A 23,756-nucleotide genomic window follows, 5' to 3' on the forward strand; every position below is an offset into this window, starting at 1 on the left:
GGGATCGCATGAGCGAACTGCAGATCTATCTCGTCGTGGGTGTGTTTTCAGCGGTCATCGTCGTGATCGCGTTCAATGCGGTCGACATGGCTGTAGCGGCGCTCGTCGGCATGTGCGCGCTGATCGCGCTCAACATTCTCGACGAGCAGGATCTTGCCGCAGCGGCACGAACGGCCGCGGGCCCAATCAGCCTGTTGTTCGGCGGCATGGTGGTCGCGCGCATCCTGGCGACGACGGGTCTTTTCGATCTGATCGGCGATCTTTACTTGCGGGCGACCGGCGGCAGCGGCAGACGCTTTCTGCTGCTCCTGATCGTTATCGTGGCGCCTTTGTGTGCGTTTTTGCCAAACGCCACGACGGTGATCCTGCTTGCGCCCATCATCGTTCGCGTGGCGACCGCGCTCGAGGTGGACATCGTGCCACCTCTGATTTTGAGCGCGATCGTCAGCAATGCGGCCGGGCTGCTGACGCTGGTTGGCGATCCAGCGACGTTCCTCGTCGGTAGCTCGATCGGCATGACGTTCGTCGAGTATCTGAGGCGCGTGAGTGCGGGCGCGATCCTCACGCTGGTCGTCGTGCCGCCGTTGCTGCCGTTCCTGATGCGTGACATCTGGAATGTACGGCGGACTTTACCCGCTTTCGCGCACCGTGCGCGGATCACCCGGCCGGTGTACGCCGGTCTTTCGCTTGCGGTGCTGGTGGCGATGATGGCGCTGTTCGTGTTCGGCGAAGATCTGCCTGGCCGCATCGTGCCGCCGGTGGTTGCACTTATCGCGAGTGCGCTGGCGCTGCTCGTCGGGTATGTGTCCAGGATCGAGCCGACTGAAAGTGTGCTACGTGACGTCGACTGGAAGACGCTCCTGTTCCTTGCGTGCATCTTCTGCGTGGTCCAGGCGATGGTGAAGACCGGACTCCTGCAGGTGATGTCGGCGAGTCTCTACCAGCTTTTCGGTGCGCGGTTACCTCTTGTCGCGTTAGCGCTGATCGTCGGGATCGGCGTGCTGTCGTCACTGCTTGCAAACGTACCTGTCGCCGCGGCGTCCATCGTCATGGTGAAAGGGTACCTGGTAGCGGCGGAATTCGTGCCCGATATCGCGCTATCAGACCGGTTTTCCGCGTGGCCCGCGGTCACGCTGCCGGTGTTTATCGCGATGATGTTCGGCGCGACGCTCGGTGGTAACGCGACCCTTGTCGGATCCGCGGCGAACATCGTCACAGCGGGAATTTGTTCCCGCGAAGGCAAGCCCGTCACATTTGCCCGGTTCCTGCGCTACGGGTTGCCGGTGACGATTGCGCAGCTCGCGGTGTCCGCTGTCTACGTATTGATACTTGCTCGGTTCATGCGTTGAACGAGACCTGGCCTGAGGCCTGATGAGCCCCATCAGAGTCTCGATGCGCAGCATATCGACACAACACTGAGTCCGCGTCCGGTTGTCGAAGCGTTGCGTTTCACATGTAGCATTGCATCGAATTTCGAATAGAAAAGGGATTGCAATGCGCTTCGAGCTGTTCAAGACGTTCTGGGGTTTTACCGGTAGCCTGCGCGACGCAGGCGCTCAGGTCCGCGCTGCCGGATTCGACGGCATGGAAGCGCAGGTGCCGGCCGGCGAAGCGGAGCGCGACCGCTTCGCCGCGGCGCTGGCTGACGAGCAGCTGGAATTCATCGCGGAGATCACGACCGCGGGCAGCTACGTGCCTGAGCGCGGCGCGACGCCGGACGACCACCTGCGCGATCTGGAGGCGAAGCTGATCTGGGCGAAGCCGTTGCGGCCGCGCTTTTGCACTGTGATCGCCGGTTGCGACGCGTGGCCGGCGGCCTGGCAATTCGATTTTTTTGCGCGTGCGGTCGAACTCGAGGCAAAGCACGGCATGGTCTGCAGCTTCGAGACGCACCGCAGCCGCTCGTTATTCAATCCATGGATCACGCGCGATGTCGTGCGTGCGGTGCCTCAACTGAAGCTGACCTGCGACTTCAGCCACTGGGTGGTCGTCTGCGAGCGGCTGCTCGATGGCGAATGGGAGACGCTCGCCGAACTCGCGCCGCGCGCGCACCATGTGCACGGGCGCGTCGGCTATCCGCAAGGTCCCCAGGTACCGCATCCGGCCGCGCCCGAGTACGCGGACTGTCTCGCGTCGCATCGACGCATCTGGGAGTTGCTGTGGGACGCGCAGCTCGCGAACGGCTACGCGACGACGACGATGACACCGGAGTTCGGCCCCGACGGCTATCTGCATACATTGCCATTCACGAACGCGCCGGTGGCTGACCTATGGGAAGTCAATACATGGATGGGGCAACAGGAGCGGCGCCATTTCGCCGCATTTCTCCAGCAGCGCGATGCGGGCGATCCGGTATCGCGCGACACATCGGTGTTGCGTACGCCTAACGCGGCGTGACGCGCTTCATTTGCAGTTCGATGAAGCGCGCTGAAAGCAAGACATAAAGCGCGCGGCGAACAGTAGTCAGAAGAGGCATGGGTCGCGACAGAGAGAGGAGGGCCCGGTTTAAGAGCAACGCCCATGCCATCGCGTAAGCGCGCCGAAAAGCGCGGCCCGTCGACCAGACGCGGACGTCTTTCGCACGATGATGGCGCTTGCACGCCTTTGAATGGTGCGAGCTCGCCCCGTGCGAGGGCGGATTGCACGTTGAGCGCACACGCTGCGTGAATGCAGTCGACTCGCGCCTGGCACTGCAAACACTGGATCAACCCGCGCCGTGCACAATGTACTGAAGCGCTGGCACAGTACTCGCTTTAACACGCGGCGAGAGGTGCGAAGCAATTTGCATCATCTTCAGGGTCGCTAGGGTTCCGGTTGTGCGGCAGCGCCGCGCAATGTCTGGTCCGAGAGCAATCCGGTCTTGCCGCCCACCTTGTACGAAGGCGCCGGCGAGGCTCCACGGAGGGATAAAAGCCCGGGAGGTCGCGATGTCGTTTGTCGCTCCTCTCACGCTCAATCCCCGATTAACAGGAGCCTCCCCATGCCGTCGAATCCCCCCGTCGACCTCGCGCCGGTCCCGCATCCGCTGTGGGAAACGGTGATCCCAGCCGGCACGCACTGGTCCGGTGTACTGCGCCGCGGCGTCGCTTTGCGTATCGTCGATCTCGAAGGCGGTGCGAATCTGGCGGCCGTGTTCTACCGTCAGGAAGACCCGCTCGAGCGCTACAACATGGCCGATACGCTGAAGGCGCAACACACCGCGCACCTGACGCGCGGCCATGTGCTGTACTCGGACATGGGCCGCGTGTTCGCGTCCATTACCGCCGATACGGTCGGCTGGCACGATGCGTTCGGCGGCGTCGGCGACGCGCGGCTATTCGAGCGGAAATATGGTGTCGCACGTTATCAGGCGCATCGCAACGCGATGCTCCGCAACGGACGCGACAGCCTGCTGCTCGAACTCGCGAAGCACGGGCTCGGCACGCGCGATCTCGTCGCGAACGTCAATTTCTTCAGCAAGCTGGCGCCCGGAGACGACGGTTCGCTGGCATTTGTTGCGAACCATTCGCGCGCGGGTGACGCGGTCGATCTGCGCTTCGAGATGAATACGCTGGCCGCGTTTTCGACCGCGCCGCATCCGCTGGATCCAACCGATGCGTATCAGCCGAAGCCGGTCAAGCTCGTCGCGTATCGCGCTTACCCGAGCGACGGTGCCGTGCCGTCCGATGACCCGTGCCGCGCGCACTGCGCGGAAAACGAGCGGGGCTTCATCAACACTGACCGTCTGTTCGTCTAAGGAGCGTCGCCATGACCATCATCGAAAGCAAGCTGGACACGCGCGACGCGGTTTACGATTTCACGCTGCCGTCCGGCGAACCGTGGCTGCATGAAGTGAAGCGCGGACAGGTCTTCCGGATTCTCGATCTCGAAGGCAACCAGGCCGTCGATACGCTGTTCTATAGCAGTGCCGATCCGCTCGAACGCTATAGCGCGCAGGATACGATCCGCAAGCAGTTGAACCTGTATCTGAGCGCGGGCAGTGTGCTGATGTCGAACCTCGGCAACCCGATGCTGACCATCGTCGCCGACACCTGCGGCCGGCACGACACGCTCGGCGGCGCCTGCGCGGCGGAAAGCAACACGGTCCGTTATTCGCTCGACAAGCGCCACATGCATAACTGCCGCGACACCTTCCTGCATGCGATCACACACTGCACGTGCGGCGTCGGCACGCATCTGACGAAGCGCGACATCGTCAGCAACATCAACTTCTTCATGAACGTGCCGGTCACGCCGCTCGGGAAGCTGACCTTTGAAGACGGTATTTCCGCGCCGGGCAAGTATGTCGAGATGCGCGCCGAGATGGATGTCACGGTGCTGATCTCGAACTGCCCGCAACTGAATAACCCTTGCAACGGCTATAACCCGACCCCTGTGCGGCTGTCGATCTGGGAGGCGCAATGAGCGGGCCGCGGCGCTTCTCCAAGGTGCTCGTTGCAAACCGTGGGGAGATCGCGTGCCGCGTGATCCGGACGTTGAAGCGCCTTGGCATTGCATCGGTCGCCGTGTATTCGGAAGCCGACCGTCACGCGATGCATGTGACGCTGGCCGACGAAGCCGTTTGCATTGGACCCGCGGCGGCCGCGTCGAGCTATCTGAACGTTGCCGCGATCCTCGATGCGGTGCGCGCGACCGGTGCGCAGGCGGTGCATCCCGGCTATGGGTTTCTGTCTGAAAACGCCGCGTTCGCGCAAGCGTGCGAGGACGCGGGCGTGCGCTTTATCGGTCCGCGGCCGGAACAGATGCGCGCGTTCGGCCTGAAGCATACCGCGCGCGAACTCGCGCAGGCGAACGATGTCGCGCTGCTGCCCGGCACAGGATTATTGCCCGATGTCGGCACGGCGCTGCGCGAAGCGACATCGATCGGCTACCCGGTGATGTTGAAAAGCACCGCGGGCGGCGGCGGGATCGGCATGTCGCTGTGCCGTAGCGCGCAGGAACTGGAAGCGGCGTTCGCTTCGGTCGTGCGTCTGGGCGAAGCGAACTTTGCGAACGCGGGCGTCTACATCGAGAAGTTCGTCGAACACGCGCGACATATTGAAGTGCAGATTTTCGGCGACGGCCGAGGCGAGGTCATTGCGTTGGGCGAGCGTGACTGCTCGGTGCAGCGGCGCAATCAGAAAGTGATCGAAGAGACGCCGGCGCCTGGCCTGAGCGCCGACGAGCGCGCGACGCTGCACGCGAGCGCGGTTCGACTCGCGCAGGCGGTGAACTATGAATCGGCCGGCACGGTCGAGTTCGTGTTCGACGCGCAGGCGCGCCGTTTCTATTTCCTCGAAGTGAACACGCGTCTGCAGGTCGAGCATTGCGTGACCGAGGAGGTCACGGGCATCGACCTCGTCGAATGGATGATTCGCCAGGCTGAACGTGCGTTGCCGCCGCTTGATTCGCTTGTGCCGTCCGCAAGCGGCGCGAGTATTCAGGTGCGCGTGTATGCGGAAGATCCGCACAAGCAGTTTCAGCCGAGCGCGGGGACGCTCACCCATGTGACGTTCGCGCAAGACGCGCGGGTCGATACGTGGGTCGAAGCCGGCACGGAAGTCAGCGCGTTTTATGATCCGCTGCTCGCGAAGCTGATCGTCAAGGGCGCGACGCGAGAGGCCGCGCTCGCGGCGCTGTCCGCCGCGCTGGAGCAGTCGGAGCTTTACGGCATCGAAACGAATCTCGACTATCTGCGCGCAGTGGTCGGCTCCGATACATTCACGCGCGGCGCGCAGACCACCGCGTTCCTGTCGCGGTTCGTGTTCGCGCCGCATACGATCGACGTCCTCGACGGCGGCGTGCAAACGACCGTCCAGCAGTTGCCGGGGCGGCTCGGCTATTGGGACATCGGCGTGCCGCCGTCGGGACCGATGGACGATCTATCGTTCTCGCTGGCGAACCAACTGGTCGGTAACGCGCCGGATGCGGCGGGCCTCGAGTTCACGATGGTCGGTGCGACGCTGCGTTTCAATACCGGCGCGCTGTTCGTGCTCGGCGGCGCATCGCTTGCCGCGACGCTCGACGGCAAACCCGTACCGTTCTGGCAGGTGCTGCGTGCGGTGCCCGGTACGGTGCTGAAACTCGGCGGCGTGACCGGCGCCGGTGTACGCGCGTGCGTGGCGATCAAAGGCGGGCTTCAGGTGCCCAATTATCTCGGCAGCAAGGCCACGTTCACGCTCGGGCAGTTCGGCGGACATGCGGGCCGCGCGTTGCGCAAGGGCGATGTGCTGCATCTGGCCGCTGATGCGAATACCGGCGAAGCGGGCGCCGTGCTCGACACAGCACGCATTCCAGCCCTCACGCATGACTGGACGTTGCGCGTCCTGAACGGCCCGCACGGTGCGCCCGATTTCTTCACGCCCGACGACATCGCGATGCTGTACGGCACGAGCTGGACCGTACACTACAACTCGAGCCGCACGGGCGTCCGGCTGATCGGTCCGGCGCCGAAGTGGGCGCGCACGGATGGCGGCGAAGCGGGACTGCATCCGTCGAATATTCACGACAACGCGTACGCAATCGGCGCGGTCGATTTCACCGGCGATATGCCGGTGATTCTCGGCCCCGACGGCCCGAGTCTTGGCGGCTTCGTCTGTCCGGTGACCGTGGTGGCCGACGAGCTGTGGAAGCTCGGGCAACTGAGGCCTGGCGATACGGTGCGGTTCGCGCCTGCGCAAGTCGCGGATCAGCGCGCGCAAGCGGGTGCCGCGCCGATGCGGGCCGACGCCGGTCGACCGGTGGAGCGTGCAAGCCGCCCATCGGCGCCGCAGATCGCCCTCCACGAGGATGCCTGCGTGCTGTATCGCGATCCATCGGCAGGCGACGGCATCGGCGTCGTCTACCGGCAATCGGGCGATCGCAATGTGCTGATCGAGTACGGTCCGCTGGTGCTCGACCTGAACTTGCGGTTTCGCGTTCACGCGCTGATGAACTGGCTCGACGCGCACAGCCTGCCTGGCATCGTCGATCTGACGCCGGGCATCCGCTCGCTGCAGGTGCATTTCGATCCGCGCGTGTTGTCGCGCAATGCGCTGCTCGATCATCTGCAGCGTGCGGAAGCGGAGCTGCCGGCGGTCGACGGAATGCGTGTGCCGAACCGCGTCGTGCATCTGCCGCTGTCGTGGGACGACCCGTCGACACGCATCGCGATCGAGCGTTACATGCAGTCGGTGCGGCCCGATGCGCCGTGGTGTCCGAGCAATATCGAATTCATTCGCCGCATCAACGGACTCGCGAGTATCGACGACGTGAAGCGCATCGTGTTCGACGCGCGTTATCTGGTGCTGGGTCTCGGCGATGTGTATCTCGGCGCACCGGTTGCGACGCCGCTCGATCCGCGCCATCGGCTTGTCACGACCAAGTACAACCCCGCGCGCACATGGACGCCGGAAAACGCGGTCGGTATCGGCGGCGCCTATCTATGCGTGTACGGGATGGAAGGGCCAGGCGGCTATCAGTTTGTCGGCCGCACGGTGCAGATGTGGAATCGCTATCGGACCACGCGCGAATTCACCGCAGGCAAGCCGTGGCTGCTGCGCTTCTTCGACGAGATCCGCTTTTACGAAGTCAGCGAAGCGGAGCTTGCTGAACTGCGCGCGGATTTCGTCGCCGGACGCGCGAGCCTGAAGATCGAAGCGTCGACGTTCGATCTCGGCGCGTATAACCGCTTCCTTCGCGACCAAGCGCCGTCGATCGGCGCATTCAAGACATCGCAGCAGGCGGCGTTCGAAGCCGAGCGTGAACGTTGGCGCGCGGCGGGCACCGCCGAATATGCCGGTGAGCCAGCAGGCGATACCGATACGCAGCGCGCAAGCGCAGCGGGTGGCCTGGCCGGTTCGGCCGATGCGGCTGCGCTCGCGGAAGGCATGCGCGGCATCGTCGCCGATGTATCGGGCAGCGTCTGGAAACTGCAGGTCCGCGCGGGCGAGCGCGTCGCGGCCGGGCAAGTCGTGGCGATCGTCGAGTCGATGAAGATGGAAGTGTCGATCGAAGCCGCCGACGACGGCGTGATCGAAACGATCGATTGCGTGGAAGGGGCGGCGATCGTCGCCGGACAGCGGCTGATGACGGTGCGCAGTGACGTTGCCGCGGAGGCTGCACAGGAGGTCGTGTACAAATGAAGCCAGACAACACAGCGCCGCAAGCGCTGACGATTGCGACACTGCGCGCACGCTATCGCGCGCGCACGCTGTCGCCTGCCCAACTGGTCGACATGATCGCCGCGCGCACCGCCGGCGACGATCCGCATCACGTGTGGATCCGTGCGCTCACGCGCGACGAGATGATGCGCTACGTCGATGCTCTCGAAGGCAACGACCCGGAGACGCTGCCGCTTTACGGCGTGCCGTTCGCGATCAAGGACAACATCGATCTGGCCGGTGTGCCGACCACGGCGGGTTGCCCGGCGTACGCGTACACGCCGCAAAAGAGCGCGGCTGTCGTCGAACGCCTGATTGCGGCGGGTGCGATTCCGGTCGGCAAGACCAATCTCGATCAGTTCGCGACGGGACTGTCCGGCCAGCGTTCGCCGCACGGCGCATGTCGCAACGCGCTCGATCCGCGCTATGCGTCGGGTGGTTCGAGCTCCGGCTCGGCGGTCGCGGTCGCGCTCGGTCTCGCCGCGTTTTCGCTTGGTACCGATACCGCCGGGTCGGGCCGCGTGCCCGCGGCGTTTCATGGGCTCGTCGGCTTGAAACCGACTAAGGGTGTGCTGAGCACGCTCGGTGTGGTGCCGGCCTGCAAGTCGCTCGATTGCGTGTCGATCTTCGCGCACACCGCGCATGACGCCCAGCAGGTCTTCGACGTCGCGCGCGGGATCGCCGACGGTGACCCGTACGCGCGCGCATGGACGCCCGCGCAATCCGGCGTTGCTGGCGATCGCGCGGACGCACCGGCCTTGCGCGGCGTGCGCTTCGGCGTGCCGCGCGCGACGCAACTCGAATTCTTCGGCGATACGTCGTACGCGCAGGCGTTCGACGTGGCGCAAGCGCGCTTGCGCGAAGCCGGCGCTGAACTCGTGGAAATCGACTTCGAACCGTTTCTCGATACCGCACGCCTGCTTTACGAAGGACCGTTCGTCGCCGAACGGCTCGCGGCGATCCGGCCATTCTTCGAGCAGAACGCGGACGCGCTGCATCCGGTGATTCGCACGATCATCGGCGGCGCGGCGAAGTGGAGCGCCGCCGACCTGTTCGCCGCGCAACACAGACTCGCTGAATTGCGCATGCGGGCCGAACCGGTATGGCAGCACATCGACGCGGTCCTGATGCCGACCTCCGCAACCACCGCGACGGTCGACGAACTCGAAGCCGACCCGATTCGCGTGAACGCACGCTTTGGTTATTACACGAACTTTGTGAATCTGCTCGATCTGTCCGCGCTTGCGGTGCCGGCGGGCTTTTGCACGACCGGCGCGCATAGCGGGCTGCCGTTCGGCGTCACATTCGTCGGACGCGCGCATCAGGACGCCGCGCTGCTGCAGCTTGCGTATGCTTGGCTCGGCGAAGCCGTCGAGACGCAGACGCAGACGCGTGCGGTGGAGCGGCCGGCGTCGACCAGCGCATCGATTCGCGTCGCGGTGGTCGGCGCGCATCTGCAAGGCGAACCGCTCAACGGGCAATTGACCGAACGCGGCGCGCGCCTGATCGAAGCGACCACCACCGCGTCGACGTATCGACTCTATGCGTTGCCTGCCGTGGCAAGCGGCGGTGTCGCAAAGCCAGGGCTGGTGCGCGTGCCGGCGGACGGCGCACCGATCGCAGTTGAAGTGTGGGAGATGCCGCTTGCCGCGTATGGCAGTTTCGTCGCGCAAGTCCCCGCACCGCTTGGCATCGGTACGCTGACGCTTGCCGACGGCAGCGCGGTGCAAGGCTTTCTGTGCGAGACGAGCGCGCTCGATGGCGCGGCCGACATTACGTCGTTCGGCGGCTGGCGCGCGTATCGCGCGAGCCGCGCCGCGCGATGAACCGGGGTCGCACGATGCGCGCGGGTTGTGCCGGCTCCGATGTGCTCGCGCAGACCGGCCTCGCCCAGATTGGGCTCGCGCGTGCGAGCAATGCAACGAACCCGCAGGGAGATTTGAATGACCGCACAAGCACGCGCAAGTAGCCGCAGCCGCAACGACTGGCTCGCGGTGCGCCGCGAACTGTCGACAAAAAGCCGCTGGACGCTCGGGATCGGCTCGTTCCTGCTGCCCGTTCTCATCTGGTGCGTGCTCAGCTACGTACCGTTCGTCTGGCATCCGCAAATGCTGATCGGGAACCCCGGCAGCGTCGACTATTTCCAGCCGGGTATGCGCATCGACAAGGCGACCTTCAATGATGAACTTGCGCAGGCGCGCGCGAAGCACGCGGCGCTGCCAACCGGCGTACCCGCCAATCCGGTCTATCTGCCGGCGCCGCATGAAGTGCTGCGCGCGTTCTATACCGCGTTCACGACGCCGCCCGCGACACGCGACGGGCCGTGGCTGCATCAGAGCCTGTGGCACAGCATCCAGGTGATCTTCTGGGGCTTCGTGATCTCGTCGGCGATCGGCGTGCCGCTGGGCATCGTGTGCGGCACGTATAGCGCGCTCGCGCGTCTGCAGGAGCCGTTTATCGAGTTCTTCCGCTATTTGCCGGCGCCCGCGTTCGGCGCGCTGATGGTCGCGATTCTCGGCATCTATGATGGGCCGAAGATCGCGATTATCGTGATCGGCACGTTCTTCCAGCAGGTGCTGATCGTCGCGAACACGACGCGCAAGCTCGACTACGGACTCTTCGAAGCCGCGATGACGCTTGGCACGAAGAAGCTGAAGCTGCTCACGCATGTGGTGATTCCGGGCGTGCTGCCGGATCTGTATCGCGATCAGCGGATTCTGCTCGGCTGGGCGTGGACCTATCTGATCGTCGCGGAACTGGTCGGCACGAGTTCGGGCATCACGTGGTACATCACGCAGCAGGCGCGCTATGAGCATTTCGACAACGTGTACGCGGCGATCATGATGATCGGCATCATCGGTCTGGGCACGGATATCGTGCTCGCGTTCTTTGGCCGCAAGCTTTTTCCATGGGACCGTACGCTGAAAGCGTAGGCGCGCGAGCGTTGATCTGACTCGTCAACCCGACTCGCGACCCGTCTGTTTCCACGCCTATTCACAGGAATTCATCATGTTGAATCCGCAACCGGTTCCGTCCTATCTGCTGCAGTCCGACGCGGTGCGCGCACGCTTCGAGCGTCTGAAAGCGCGCGAAGTGATTCTCGACGTGCAGGACCTCGGAAAGCGTTTCCCGACGCCGCGCGGCGAGCACGTCGCGCTCGATGGCATCCGTTTCCAGACGCACCGGCGCGAGTTCGTCTGCGTGATCGGGCCGTCCGGTTGCGGCAAGTCGACGTTGATCCGCATCCTTGCGGGGCTCGAGCGGCAAACCAGCGGCGAGGTGCTGATCGACGGTCAACCGGTCGATGGGCCGGGCGCCGAGCGCGGCATGGTATTTCAGGGCTACACGCTGTTTCCGTGGCTCACGGTGAAGAAGAACGTGATGTTCGGGCTGAAGATGAACGGCATGGGTCGCACGCAGGCCGAGCGCGAGGCACTCCAATGGCTCGATCTGGTCGGGCTCGCGAAATTCGCCGATGTCTATCCGCACCAGTTGTCGGGCGGCATGAAGCAGCGCGTTGCGATTGCGCGCGCGCTCGCGAACCGGCCGCGCATCCTGCTGATGGATGAGCCGTTCGGCGCGCTCGACGCGCAAACGCGCGCGAAGATGCAGACGCATCTGCTCGACATCTGGCGCAATATCGATGTGACGGTGCTGTTCATTACGCACGATCTGGATGAAGCGATTTTTCTCGCCGACCGCATCCTCGTGCTGAAGGCGAACCCCGGCGAAGTTCAGGAACTGATCGAAGTGCCGGTGCCGCGGCCGCGCGACTACGCACAGGTGACGTCGCCAGAATTCATCGCGACCAAGGCGCGGCTCGAAGCGCTGATCCATCCGCCGACGGCCGTGGGCGACGATCACGACGACGGCGTAAAGCCGCATATGATCCGGATGACTGACGTGTCGGATAACGTCGAGTGATGGTGGTTGCGGTTAGCGTTGAGCGCTCAGCGAGCCGCTTTAGTCATCGAGCGGCACTTCGAAACGTGTCCGGCAACTCGGGCACTCGACCGGCGTGAATTCGCCCTGCGCCGCACGCAACACGAGTGGCTGCTCTTCGCCGGCGAGAAAGCAGACCGGGCACGGAAACGCTTCATGCGACCTCAGGCGGTGCCAGCGATCGACGTAGCGCTCCATGTCGTGTGGCGGCGCGCCGATCGCCTCGAGGTGGTCGAGCAGCACGTGAAACAGAGCGGGATTTTGCATCGATGTCCTCCGGTCCCTTTCTGCCGATCGTCGGGTGAATGAATGCGGCGGCGCCCGGGATTGACGGCGCGGGCCCGGCACGCGTTGCGTTGCAGGCGGCCGCTTCGGCCGTGACGCGTGCTAACGCGCACCGGTCGTCGCTCTCACATGATAGGCACGTGTGCGCACGTTGTGACCCATGCCGGGCCCCTCGACCCATCCGCGCAGCATCGCGACACGCGATAACCCCCTTTTTTCCGGCCCGAGCGCATTTCCGCGTTTCAAATCGTAAGTTTGCCGGACTTAAGTTCCGGTTAAGAGTTCGCTTCTACATTGATACCGCCGCGCGAGTCGCGGGCCATCGCGCCCGCCTCGGCGACCGCTTTCGTGAACTACCGGGGGGTGGTGAACGAAGACCATCGTCGACTCCTCGTCGACTGCCGCAAGGCGAAGATGGCGGCGGTACCGGCTGCTATCCGGCTTGCAACGGGCCGGCGGCGACCTTAAGGACCCGGCTCCTAGCCGGGTTTTTTCTTGCCCGTGCACACCGTGCGCGTCGCATGCCCGATCAGCTGGCATGGAAAACTGTATAAACATACAGTATAGTATCCGTCGAATTCCAGCTTTTCCGCGGCGGTCAACCGACTGCTCCGATCAGGCGTACATTCACTGCTTCGTGTGTCGCCTGCGCTTGTGCACCGCCGGCCGCGCTCCCAACCGGCGCCCCCCGGTGCCCCGACGCGCAGCGCACCGGCGTGCACTGCGAATGCGCTATCTTCGCGCTTCTACCGGTTTTCACGCGTTATTTCACGCTCAAATTGACGGATGGCAAATTGGCATCTCATGGAACGATCCGCATCCGCGGAGCCCGCCAGCACAATCTGAAGAACGTCGACCTCGACTTGCGCACCGGCGAAATGACAGTCGTCACCGGGCCATCGGGGTCCGGTAAATCGAGCCTCGTGTTCGACACGCTCTATGCGGAAGGGCAGCGCCGCTACGTCGAAACCTTTAGCGCGTATGCGCGCCAGTTCCTCGACCGGATGGACCGGCCGCAAGTCGACCGCGTCGACGGCGTGCCGCCCGCGATCGCGATCGATCAGACGAACCCGGTGCGCAGTTCGCGTTCGACGGTCGGCACGATGACCGAACTGAACGACCATTTGAAGCTGTTGTATGCGCGCGCGGCCGAATTGTTCGACCGCAAGACCGCTCAGCCGGTGCGGCACGACACGCCCGAAACGATTTTCGCGGACCTTGCCGCGCGCACCGAAGCAGACGATCCACGCGTCGCGATCACGTTTCCGGTCGAATTGCCGGAAAGCACGAGCGATACCGAAGTCGAACAATGGCTGTCCGCGAGCGGCTACACGCGCGTGCAGGCGCAGCGCGAGGTCGCGTCGCCGACTGGTCCGCGCAAGGTGCTCGATGTCGTCGCGGACCGGTTCCGGCTGCATCAGGTCGACAAGGCGCGCGTCGTCGAGGCGATCGAAGCGTCGCTGAAACGCGGCGGCGGCCGTGTGAACGTCTATGTGCTCAACGAAGCGAAAGATGCGCAAGGCGACGCGGTCGCGGCTGCGGCGCCGCAGGTGTGGCGCTTCTCGACGGGCCTGCACAATCCGGATAGCGATCTGCGCTACGCGGACCCGCAGCCCGCGCTGTTCTCGTTCAATTCCGCGTATGGCGCATGCGATACATGCCGCGGCTTTGGCCGCGTGATCGGCGTCGACCTCGGCCTCGTGATTCCCGACGAACGCAAGACGCTGCGCGGCGGCGCGATCAAGCCGATGCAAACGCCCGCGTGGAAAGAGTGTCAGGACGACCTGATGCGTTACGCGGGCAAAGCGAATATCCGTCGCGATACGCGGTGGTCGGAACTGACCGACGCGGAGCGCGACTGGGTGATCAACGGCTCGCCTGACTGGGGCGGTGACTGGCAGCGGCAGTGGTATGGCGTCAAACGCTTCTTCGGTTACCTCGAATCGAAGGCGTACAAGATGCACATTCGCGTGCTGCTGTCGAAATATCGTAGCTACACACCGTGCGAAACCTGTGGCGGTGCGCGTCTGAAGCTCGAGTCGCTGTTGTGGCGCCTCGGCACGAAGGCCAATGCGGACGCGGTGCTCGATCCGGCGCAGCGCTTCATGCCGCGTGGCGTCGACTGGACACGCGCGCAGCTCGAAGCGGTGCCGGGGCTGACCGTGCATGATCTGATGCTGCTGCCCATCGAGCGCATCCGCCGCTTCTTCGACGAGATTACGCTGGCCAGCGCATTGCTCGACGATGCATTGAAGCTGCTGCTCGCCGAAGTGCGCACGCGCCTGAAGTACCTGTGCGACGTCGGCCTCGGGTATCTGACGCTCGACCGGCAAAGCCGCACCTTGTCAGGCGGCGAAGTGCAGCGGATCAACCTGACCACCGCGCTCGGCACATCGCTGACGAAAACGCTGTTCGTGCTCGACGAGCCGAGCATCGGCCTGCATCCGCGCGACCTGAACCGGATTGTCGAAGCGATGCAGCGCTTGCGCGACGCGGGCAATACGCTGGTCGTCGTCGAGCACGATCCCTCGGTGATGCTGGCGGCGGACCGTCTGATCGACATGGGGCCGGGGCCCGGCGAGCGCGGCGGCACGATCATCTTCGATGGCGCGCCGCAGGCGATCCGCACGGCCGGCACGCTAACCGGCGAATATCTCGGTGGCCGCAAGCACGTGGCCGACGCCGCGCACTGGTCGCGCCGTCCGGTCGATGCAAGCACGCCGCGTATCAAGCTCGAAGGCGCGCGCGAACATAACTTGCGCGACGTCGACGTCGAGATACCGCTGCAGCGGCTCGTCTGCGTGACGGGCGTATCCGGCTCCGGCAAGTCGACGCTCGTGCAGGATGTGTTGTATCCGGCGCTTGCGCGCCATCTCGGCAAGGCGACCGAAACGCCAGGCGCGCATCGTTCGCTGTCCGGCGTGGAACAGATCAGCGACGCGGTGTTCGTCGATCAATCGCCGATCGGCAAGACCACGCGTTCGAATCCGGCCAGCTATGTCGGCGCATTCGATGAAATCCGCAAGCTGTTCGCCAAAGCGCCGCTCGCCGCGCAGCGCGGTTACGGCGCCGGGGTATTCAGCTTCAACTCGGGCGACGGGCGCTGCCCAACGTGCGGCGGCTCGGGCTTCGAGCATATCGAGATGCAGTTCCTGAGCGATGTCTATTTGCGCTGCCCGGACTGCGACGGACGGCGTTACCGGGCCGAGATACTCGAAGTGAAGATCGAGCGCGGCACGCGGGCACTGAGCATCGCGGATGTGCTCGAGCTGACGGTCAATGAAGCGGTCGAGTGTTTCTCCGGCGACGCGGAGGTGCTGCGCGTATTGCAACCGATCGTCGACGTCGGTCTCGAATACGTGAAGCTCGGCCAGCCGGTGCCGACCTTGTCGGGCGGCGAAGCGCAGCGGCTCAAGCTCGCCGGCTTTCTCGCGGAAACCGCGCAGGCGGGCAGCGCGCGCAACCGGAAGGAAGCGGGCGCGGCGCGTCTTTTCATGTTCGACGAACCGACCACGGGCCTGCATTTCGACGATATCGCGAAGCTGATGCAGGCGTTCGGCAAGCTGCTCGCGGGCGGCCATTCGCTGATCGTGATCGAGCACAACCTCGACGTGATCCGCGCGGCGGACTGGCTGATCGATCTCGGCCCCGAAGGCGGCGACGGTGGCGGGCTGGTGCTCTGTGCGGGCACGCCTGAACAGGTGAAGCAGTGCGCGGGCTCGCATACGGGCGTCGCGCTCGTGCAATACGACAACGCAATGGGCCTCGCGGTCGAGCCCGCCGAGGCGGCATCCGACGGTGTGCCGCTGCAGGCGACGCTCGCCGCCGCGCGTGCGCGGCGAGCCGTCGAAGGCGAAAACGTGGTGCGCATCGTGAACGCGCGCGAGCATAACCTCAAAGCGCTGGACGTCGACATTCCGCATGGGCGTTTCAACGTGATAACCGGCGTGTCCGGTTCCGGCAAATCGACGCTTGCATTCGACATCCTGTTTCATGAGGGCCAGCGCCGCTATCTCGAATCGCTGAACGCGTACGCGCGCTCGATCGTGCAGCCGGCCGGCCGTCCGGAAGTGGATGCCGTGTATGGCATTCCGCCGACCGTCGCGATCGAGCAGCGGCTTTCGCGCGGCGGCCGCAAGAGTACCGTCGCGACCACCTCCGAAGTCTGGCATTTCCTGCGGCTGCTGTATGTGAAGCTCGGGCTGCAACATTGCATTCACGACGGCACGCCGGTCACGTCGCAAAGCATCGAGTCGATCGCCGCGCAGGTGCTGCGCGATCACAAGGGCGAGCACGTCGGCATGCTGGCGCCGCTCGTTGTGAATCGCAAAGGTGTCTATACCGATCTCGCGAAATGGGCGAAAGCGCGCGGCAATACGCACTTGCGCGTCGACGGCGAGTTCGTGCCGGTCGACCCGTGGCCGAAGCTCGACCGCTTCCGCGAACATACGATCGAACTGCCGGTCGGCGATCTGGTCGTGTCGGCGGACAACGAAGCGCAGTTGCGGCGTCTGCTCGAGCAAACGCTGGAAGCCGGCAAAGGCGTGATGCACCTGCTTGCACCGCTCAACGGGTTGCAGCGCGCAATGGGCAACGGCGGGACCTCGAAAGTCGGCGAGATCAAGGTGCTGTCGGTCAAGCGTGCGTGCCCGGTGTGCGGCACCAGCTACCCGGAACTCGATCCGCGGATGTTCTCGTACAACAGCAAGCACGGCTGGTGCACGACCTGCGTCGGTACCGGCCTCGCGCTGACGCGCGAGCAGCGCGCCGCGTATGACGACACCGTGCTCGCCGACGACAATCGCGGCCGCGAGCAGACGCTGCCGTCGGACGAGCAGGAGCCGGAAGGGGTGGGTGATGAGCCATGCCCGGATTGTCACGGCACGCGGCTGAACCCGACCGCACGCGCGGTGACGTTCGACGCGCAGCCCATCGTCGATGTCGCGCAATGGACCGTGTCCGAGACGCGTCGCTGGATCGACGGGCTGCGGCTCAAGGGCCGTGAAGCGGGGATTGCGCGCGACGTCGTCAGCGAGATTGCGAGCCGGTTGCAGTTTCTCGAGGAAGTCGGGCTCGGTTATCTGAGCCTCGATCGCGCGGCGCCGAGCCTGTCGGGCGGCGAAGCGCAGCGTATCCGCCTCGCGGCGCAACTCGGCAGCAACCTGCAGGGCGTCTGCTACGTGCTCGACGAGCCGACCATCGGTCTGCATCCGCGCGACAACCAGATTCTGCTGAACGCACTGCGCAAGCTCGGCGATAAAGGCAATACGCTTGTCGTTGTCGAGCACGACGAAGATACGATCCGGCGTGCCGATCACATCATCGATATCGGTCCGGGCGCGGGTAAGCGTGGTGGCACGCTAGTCGCGCAGGGCGGCGTCGACGATCTGTCCGCGCGGCCCGACTCGCTGACCGGCCGGTTCCTCGCGCAGCCAATCCCGCATCCGCTGCAGGCGCGGCGGCCGGTCATTGCGCCGGGCAAGCGCGCGGCGGCCGTGCCCGAGCAGTGGCTCACCGTGCACGGCGGCAAACTACACAATCTGCGCGACGTGACGGTCGGCATTCCGCTTGGACGTCTTGTCGCGGTGACGGGCGTCAGTGGTTCCGGCAAGTCGACGCTCGCGCGCGACGTGCTGATGACCAACCTGCTCGACGCGGTCGGCCGCTCGGTGCTGTCGTCACCCGCGACGCGGCGTGCGCGCAAGGCCGCGCAAGCGGACGAGCCGCGCGCCGACCGGCGCTCGAGCGTGCTCGCCCGCAGTGCGCCGCGGCCGGCACTGAATGTCACGCACATGTGGCAAGGATGTGCATCGATCAGCGGCTGGGAAGCGATCGATCGCGTGCTCGAAGTCGATCAGACACCGATCGGCAAGACGCCGCGCTCATGCCCGGCGACCTATATCGGCGTTTGGGATGCGATCCGCCGGCTGTTTGCCGATACGCTCGAGGCGCGGGCGCGCGGCTACACCGCGTCGCGCTTCTCGTTCAATACCGGTGACGGACGCTGCCCCGCTTGTGAAGGGCAGGGCGTGCGCACGATCGGCATGAGCTTCCTGCCGGACGTGAAAGTGCCGTGCGATGTGTGTCATGGGCAACGCTTCAATCCGGAGACGCTCGCGGTCACCTGGCGTGGCAAGAACATCGGCGACGTGTTGACCATGGAAATCGACGAAGCGGTCGGATTTTTCGCATCGATGTCGAATATCGGGCACCCGCTGCAATTGATGAAGGATGTCGGGCTCGGCTATCTGACGCTCGGTCAGCCGTCGCCGACGCTGTCCGGCGGCGAAGCGCAGCGTATCAAGCTCGTCACCGAGCTATCGAAGGTGCGCGACGACATCACGCGGCGCGGGCAGAAGGCGCCGCATACGCTGTACGTGCTCGATGAACCGACGGTCGGGCTGCATATGGCCGATGTCGCGAAGCTGATCCGCGTGTTGCACCGGCTCGCGGATGGCGGACACAGCGTCGTCGTGATCGAGCACGATCTCGATGTGATCGCCGAAGCCGACTGGATTATCGATCTCGGGCCGGAAGGCGGCGTCGGCGGAGGCACGATCGTCGCCGCGACTGATCCTGAAGGCCTCGTCAAGGTGCGGGCGAGCCATACCGGGCAGGCGCTTGCGCCCGTGCTGGCGCGGGGAGGCGTGGCGCCACAGGAAGCGGACGACGCGCGGAAGGTGGGGTAGGTGTTTCGCCGCCGCGCTCAATCGACGTTGAAGTGCACTCGCACGTCCTGCGTGCTGTCGATCGGCTCGCCGTCTTTCATCGCGGGGAAAAAGCGCCACTTCTTCAATGCGTCGAGTAATAGCTGGTTAAGCCGCGGGTTATGAGTCGGCTTGATTAGCTCGACGTCGACCGAGCCGTCGCGATGAACCGAAAAACGAGCCGTCGCGATCGCCTGAAATGCGTCTTCGCGCAAGTCGTCGGGTATGGATGGCAGCGGTTGCAGGATCGCATGCGCGGGACCATTGCCGGCGCTGGCCGACGCGCTTGGCGAGGATGCCGTTGCGGGGCCCTTGGCTTCCTGCTGCGGTCCGTTTGCCTGCGTCGCTGGTGCGGCGGGCGTCGCTGGCGGGGGTGAGTTTGCGGACGGTGTGGAGGGCGGCGCAAGCGTCGGTTGCGTAGGCCGTGCGATGCTCGGCGCGGCAGTGGCGGTTGTCGCTTGCTGCGATACGTCGTGCGAAGGCGTCGGCTTCTCGAGCGCATGCGGCGCGGGCGCAACACTGTGCCGCCCGGCGTGCGCAGGCTTCGGCTGCGCGGCTGGCGCAGGCGTTGCCGGTTGTGGCGTGCGCGCTGTCCGAGCCGCGCGCGAAGCCGGCTGCTGCTGCGGTTGGGGAGGCGGCTCAGGTGGCGGCTCAGGTGGCGACAAACGCACCATCTTCACGTCGAGTGCAACCGGCTTCGGCGCGTTCTTATTGTTATCGGCAAGCCACAACCCGCGCACGAAGCCTGCTGCAAAGCCGAGCCAGATCGCGACCGCCGCGAGCACGCAGACCAACGCTCGTGGAGCGTGCGCATCCAGCAGGTTTCCCACGTGCAGCGGCATGCGGTGCACGCTATCGCGCAAGTTATGGCGCGAGTTATGGCGCACGTTGTCGGTCACGTCGCAGTCCACGCGTTGTCGACCGCGTCGCGGGTCACCTTATTGATCACGCTATTGATCACGCTGGACGGCCACCAGGAAATGCTCCGCGCCGCCTTCGCGTGCACGCAACATCGCCTCGACGACGATCCCGTTCGACGCCGCCGTATCCGCTGCGATCACGACATTGCCATCTGGACCGACCAGGCGTTTGATCGTTGCCGCGACCTGATCGAGCGTGACCCGTTGCCGATCGATTTCGATATGACCGTCGCGTGCAACCGCGAGCGTCAGCGGCTGTTGTTGCGCTAGCGCTTGCGCGTGCCCTTGCGGCAGATTCAGCCGGATCGCGTCGAGCCGCTGCATCGATAGGGATGTCAGCATAAACGTCGCCAGCAGGAAAAACATCACATCAATCATCGGAATGATCTCGATGCGGCCGCGTTTCGCGGTGCGAGAGCGTCGCAGTTTCATACGACGCCGATCGCACGCGCGTCGTCCGCAGTGCTGGCAGCACCGGCGCCGATCAGCGCCTGTTCGCGCGTTAGCCGGATATCGGCGAGCCATGTGCTGGTGAACGTCTCGAGCTCTTCGACGAGCCGGTCGATGCGCCGCGAAAAGTAGTTGAACGCGAACAGCGCAACGAGCGCGATCACGAGACCGAGGGCGGTCGCGATCAGTGCCTGTGCGACGCCGCCGGTCACGCCCGTCGGATTCACGAGGCCGCTGCCGCCGATCAGCCTGAACGCGTGCATCATGCCGACGATCGTGCCGAGCAGCCCGACGAGCGGCGCGGCCGTCACGATCGTCTCGAGCACCCACAAGCCGCGCGACATGTCGCGTTGCACGTCGAGCGCAACCGCACTCGCGCGCTCTTCGATCCACCACACCGGCTTCGTGAATTCGCCGACGAGCGGCGCCATCAACCGGCGCAGCGCGTGCTGAGGCGGTAGCGTAGCGAGCAGCGCGCTGACGTCGCCGCCGTATGACGCAATGCCGGGCACCTTCGCGAAGCGGAAGAACACGACCAGCCGATCGAGGATAATAAACAGCGCGACGAGCGCGAGCAGCGTCAGCGGATAAACAATCCACCCCGCGACCCGCGCTGCTTCGACAATACCGAACCAGTCTTCCATCGAAAATTCCCGAAGACGTTAAGCGGGATCAGAAATACTTCGTGACGCCGGCGTAGAACGCGCGATACGGGCCGAACTGCGGCGCGCCGACACCGATCCCGGAACCATCGCGCAATTCGTACACGCGGCCGAACGCATTCACCACCGCGCCGCGAATATCCACTTTGCCGACCATCGGCGCATTGATGTGTTCGATCACGCCGAGATTGACCTGCGCGTACAGCGGCAGTTTGTCGGTGTTCGCGAAGCCCGAGCGCAGGCCGCTGCCGACCGTGCCGTCCGCGGTAAACGTCGTCGTGTGCCACGTGTACGAGCCGCCGAATGACGCTGTGACGCGTTGGTCGTGATCGAGGAACACGAAGTGATTCGAGATGAACGCGAGTTCGTCGGCGCCAAAGTTGAACTGCGCGGAATCGATGTCCTTGCCCTGCGCGCGGCTATACGCAACGTTCAGATATGCGGCGACGTTCTCGTGCTTATAGTTCGCGGTGAACTCGACACCGTAGACGCGCCCATACCGGTAGTTGAACGGCGCGAAGATCAGTGCGGTGCCGAACTGGCCTTCGTCGAGCAGGTTGTGCGCCTTCTTGTAGTACGCATCGAGCCCGACCGTCACATCGGACCCAAGCCGTTGCGTGACGCCGATATCGTAATAGTCGTCGCGCTCGGGCTGCACCGGGTCGTTCTGCGTGACCTCCGGCGCGTTGGTCGTGCCGGCGAAGCGGCCGATCGTACCGCTCGACACCAGTTCGAACGACGGCGGCGTGAAGTAGCGCGCGTAGCCGGCGTGCAGCGTCGTTGCGGGCGTCAACTGATAGACGGCGCCGATGCGCGGACTCAGTTGATGCGCGGACACGAACTCGTTCATGCCGTCGTAGCGTAGACCGTAGTTCAGCGTCAGCTTGCCGGTTATTTTCCACTCATCCTGCAGGTACGCGCTGTACAGGTAGCCGGTCTTGCTGCTCGAATCCTGTAGCGTGATCGGTACGTCGGACGCCTGATTGCCATCGGCGTCGGTCGGAAACACCGACACCGTGTCGCTGAATTGCGCGTGTTCCTGCTGCAATTGCACGCCGCCGCGCAGCGTGTGCGAACTGTTCAGGCGCCAGGTGGTGTCGGCTTGCAGCGTGTTCGCCGTGTCGTTGTGGAAGTCGTTCGACGCGACGCCGTTGAAGATCAGATCGCCGACCGGGTCGGGATTGAACTGTGTGCGCGTATAGCGCGTGGAAAGCGCGACCTGATAGTCGAAGTCGCCGCCGTTCGTGCCTTGCAGCGCGATCACCGCATAATTGTTCAGTTCCGACTGCGTTTCGTTGAGATTCGCCGAGTTGAAGGTCGGCGTGCCGGCGAGCGTGAATACGGGTGCAAGACCCGGCGTGTTCGGGATCTCGAACTGGTTGGCCGCGGTGCCGAGCATCACGGAGACGCGCGTGAGCGGATTGATCAGATACGACATGTAACCGAACCCGCTGCCCTGGCGCGTATGGTCGTGAATCGGCGATGGACTGGCGGTCGGCGCCTCGATGCCGAGATTGTTCACACCGAGCGAGCCGGTGAAGAAGTAGCTGAAGTCGCCTTTGCTGCCGTACACGTCCGCACTCGTGCGCAGCGTCTGATGGCTGCCGCCGAATACATCGATTGCGCCGCCGTCGCCGGAATCGCCGTTCTTCGTGTGGATGTCGACGATGCCGGCCGTGCGGTCGCCGTATTGCGCGGGCAGCGCGCCGGTCAGCAGATTCACCTGGTCGATGATGCGTGTGTCGAGCGATTGGCCAAAGCCGCTGATCGGTTCGGGAATCTGAATGCCGTTGATCCGGTATTGCAGGTCCGCATGATCGCCGCGCACGTGCACCTGACCGAACGAGTCGTTAGCCACTCCTGGCGCTTGCAACAGCACCTGATTCAGCGGCGTGTTCTCGCCAAGCGGCATTGCGCGGATGTCCGCGTTCGTGATCCGGTAGATGCTGCTGCCCGTTTCCGGAGACAGTCCGTTGCGCGCCTGATCGAGCCGCTTCGCCGCTACGTTGACGTCGAGCGTGTCGTCCTTTTTGAGCGTCAATGCGAGCGGGACGGCCGTGCCGCTGGTCGTGTCGGCGAGCTTCGTGGTCGCCTCGAAGCCGGTGGCGGCGACCGCAACCGCGTACGTGCCGGGTGCCACGTCCTTCAGTTCGAAATGACCCGATGTGTCGGTGCTCGCGTGGCCTGCATCGTCACCGCTCGCGGTCTTGAGACGGACCTGCGCATGGGGGATCGGCTTGCCGTGTGCGTCTTCAACGGTACCGCTCAGCGTCGTGGCCGAAGCGGCGGCCCATGTGTGACTGCCGGCAAGCGCCGTGAACAGCAGCACGGTGGCTTGCGCAATGTGTGTGCGAGATTTCATTCCGGACAAAGTGAATCGGATTGTTGGTCTTCTTGCGGGTCCGCTCTGGCTGTTCGCCAGCGGACTCCTGTTGAGGTGCGCCCGTTATCGCGGCCAGGTGAGCCCGGCTCGTCGTCAAAGTGCAGCGTGTCGAATGATATAACATAACATTTCCAGATGGCATTAAATATTTGCCGGGGTTGAGTGGCGTGAGCGTCGATTGATGTCCTTGATCCGATGTTTGCCGGTCATCCAGCCGGCCGTCGCGCGAGACACGCGCAATCGGAATGTTTATATTGTTTGTTCGCTCCGCCGACCCGTAGCATGGC

14 protein-coding genes and 1 riboswitch are annotated in these 23,756 nt (G+C 64.5%); of the genes, 9 read left to right on the forward strand and 5 right to left on the reverse strand.

Annotated features, from left to right (window positions below):
* Positions 1 to 8: 8 nt before the first annotated feature.
* The 8 genes from BX592_RS23480 (at position 9) to BX592_RS23515 (ending at position 12,044) form a co-directional block, all read left to right on the forward strand.
* On the forward strand, positions 9 to 1,349 hold the full coding sequence (locus BX592_RS23480) for an ArsB/NhaD family transporter (RefSeq protein ID WP_134195053.1): 1,341 nt from the start codon (positions 9 to 11) through the stop codon (positions 1,347 to 1,349).
* A 145-nt stretch (positions 1,350 to 1,494) separates the two neighbouring features.
* Positions 1,495 to 2,397 carry a sugar phosphate isomerase/epimerase family protein gene (locus BX592_RS23485; protein WP_243849699.1) on the forward strand — a complete coding sequence of 301 codons (903 nt, stop codon included), beginning with the start codon at positions 1,495 to 1,497 and terminating at the stop codon, positions 2,395 to 2,397.
* 394 nt (positions 2,398 to 2,791) lie between these two features.
* Positions 2,792 to 2,923, forward strand: a riboswitch (guanidine-I (ykkC/yxkD leader).
* Between the two features lie 57 nt (positions 2,924 to 2,980).
* A complete protein-coding gene (locus BX592_RS23490) occupies positions 2,981 to 3,736 on the forward strand; it encodes an urea amidolyase associated protein UAAP1 (RefSeq protein WP_134195055.1) in 756 nt (251 codons plus the stop codon).
* A gap of 11 nt (positions 3,737 to 3,747) precedes the next feature.
* Positions 3,748 to 4,404, forward strand: coding sequence for an urea amidolyase associated protein UAAP2 (locus tag BX592_RS23495; protein ID WP_134195057.1), 657 nt, complete (start codon positions 3,748 to 3,750; stop codon positions 4,402 to 4,404).
* Positions 4,401 to 8,102, forward strand: coding sequence for an urea carboxylase (gene uca / locus BX592_RS23500; RefSeq protein ID WP_134195059.1), 3,702 nt, complete (start codon positions 4,401 to 4,403; stop codon positions 8,100 to 8,102). Before BX592_RS23495 ends, uca begins: the two co-directional genes overlap by 4 nt.
* Complete coding sequence (gene atzF / locus BX592_RS23505) at positions 8,099 to 9,946, forward strand: allophanate hydrolase (protein WP_134195061.1); 1,848 nt, start codon at positions 8,099 to 8,101, stop codon at positions 9,944 to 9,946. The genes uca and atzF overlap by 4 nt, the downstream gene beginning before the upstream one ends.
* A 117-nt stretch (positions 9,947 to 10,063) precedes the next feature.
* The gene (locus BX592_RS23510) at positions 10,064 to 11,053 is read left to right on the forward strand and encodes an ABC transporter permease (protein WP_134195063.1); all 990 of its coding nucleotides are present in this window, start codon (positions 10,064 to 10,066) and stop codon (positions 11,051 to 11,053) included.
* 76 nt (positions 11,054 to 11,129) lie between these two features.
* Positions 11,130 to 12,044: an ABC transporter ATP-binding protein gene (locus BX592_RS23515; RefSeq protein WP_134195065.1), complete on the forward strand. Its 915-nt coding sequence runs from the start codon at positions 11,130 to 11,132 to the stop codon at positions 12,042 to 12,044.
* Positions 12,045 to 12,083: 39 nt separating this feature from the next.
* Here BX592_RS23515 and BX592_RS23520 read toward each other — a convergent pair whose 3' ends face one another.
* Positions 12,084 to 12,329, reverse strand: coding sequence for a hypothetical protein (locus BX592_RS23520; RefSeq protein WP_134195067.1), 246 nt, complete (start codon positions 12,327 to 12,329; stop codon positions 12,084 to 12,086).
* A gap of 812 nt (positions 12,330 to 13,141) precedes the next feature.
* On the opposite strand from BX592_RS23520, the gene uvrA reads away from it, so the two are divergent.
* Positions 13,142 to 19,036, forward strand: coding sequence for an excinuclease ABC subunit UvrA (gene uvrA / locus BX592_RS23525; protein WP_134195069.1), 5,895 nt, complete (start codon positions 13,142 to 13,144; stop codon positions 19,034 to 19,036).
* Positions 19,037 to 19,053: 17 nt separating this feature from the next.
* Here uvrA and BX592_RS23530 read toward each other — a convergent pair whose 3' ends face one another.
* Genes BX592_RS23530 through BX592_RS23545 form a run of 4 tightly spaced genes read right to left on the reverse strand, consistent with a single transcriptional unit; the run spans position 19,054 to position 23,448 of the window.
* A complete protein-coding gene (locus BX592_RS23530) occupies positions 19,054 to 19,953 on the reverse strand; it encodes an energy transducer TonB (RefSeq protein WP_243849700.1) in 900 nt (299 codons plus the stop codon).
* A 51-nt stretch (positions 19,954 to 20,004) separates the two neighbouring features.
* Positions 20,005 to 20,406 (reverse strand): ExbD/TolR family protein, encoded by a 402-nt coding sequence (locus BX592_RS23535; protein WP_134195071.1) that lies wholly within the window; start codon positions 20,404 to 20,406, stop codon positions 20,005 to 20,007.
* Positions 20,403 to 21,068 carry a MotA/TolQ/ExbB proton channel family protein gene (locus BX592_RS23540; RefSeq protein WP_134195073.1) on the reverse strand — a complete coding sequence of 222 codons (666 nt, stop codon included), beginning with the start codon at positions 21,066 to 21,068 and terminating at the stop codon, positions 20,403 to 20,405. The genes BX592_RS23535 and BX592_RS23540 overlap by 4 nt, the downstream gene beginning before the upstream one ends.
* A 28-nt stretch (positions 21,069 to 21,096) precedes the next feature.
* Positions 21,097 to 23,448, reverse strand: coding sequence for a TonB-dependent receptor (locus BX592_RS23545; RefSeq protein ID WP_134195075.1), 2,352 nt, complete (start codon positions 23,446 to 23,448; stop codon positions 21,097 to 21,099).
* Positions 23,449 to 23,756: the final 308 nt, after the last annotated feature.

This window comes from Paraburkholderia rhizosphaerae (assembly GCF_004366595.1).
Classification (GTDB): Bacteria; Pseudomonadota; Gammaproteobacteria; order Burkholderiales; family Burkholderiaceae; genus Paraburkholderia; species Paraburkholderia rhizosphaerae.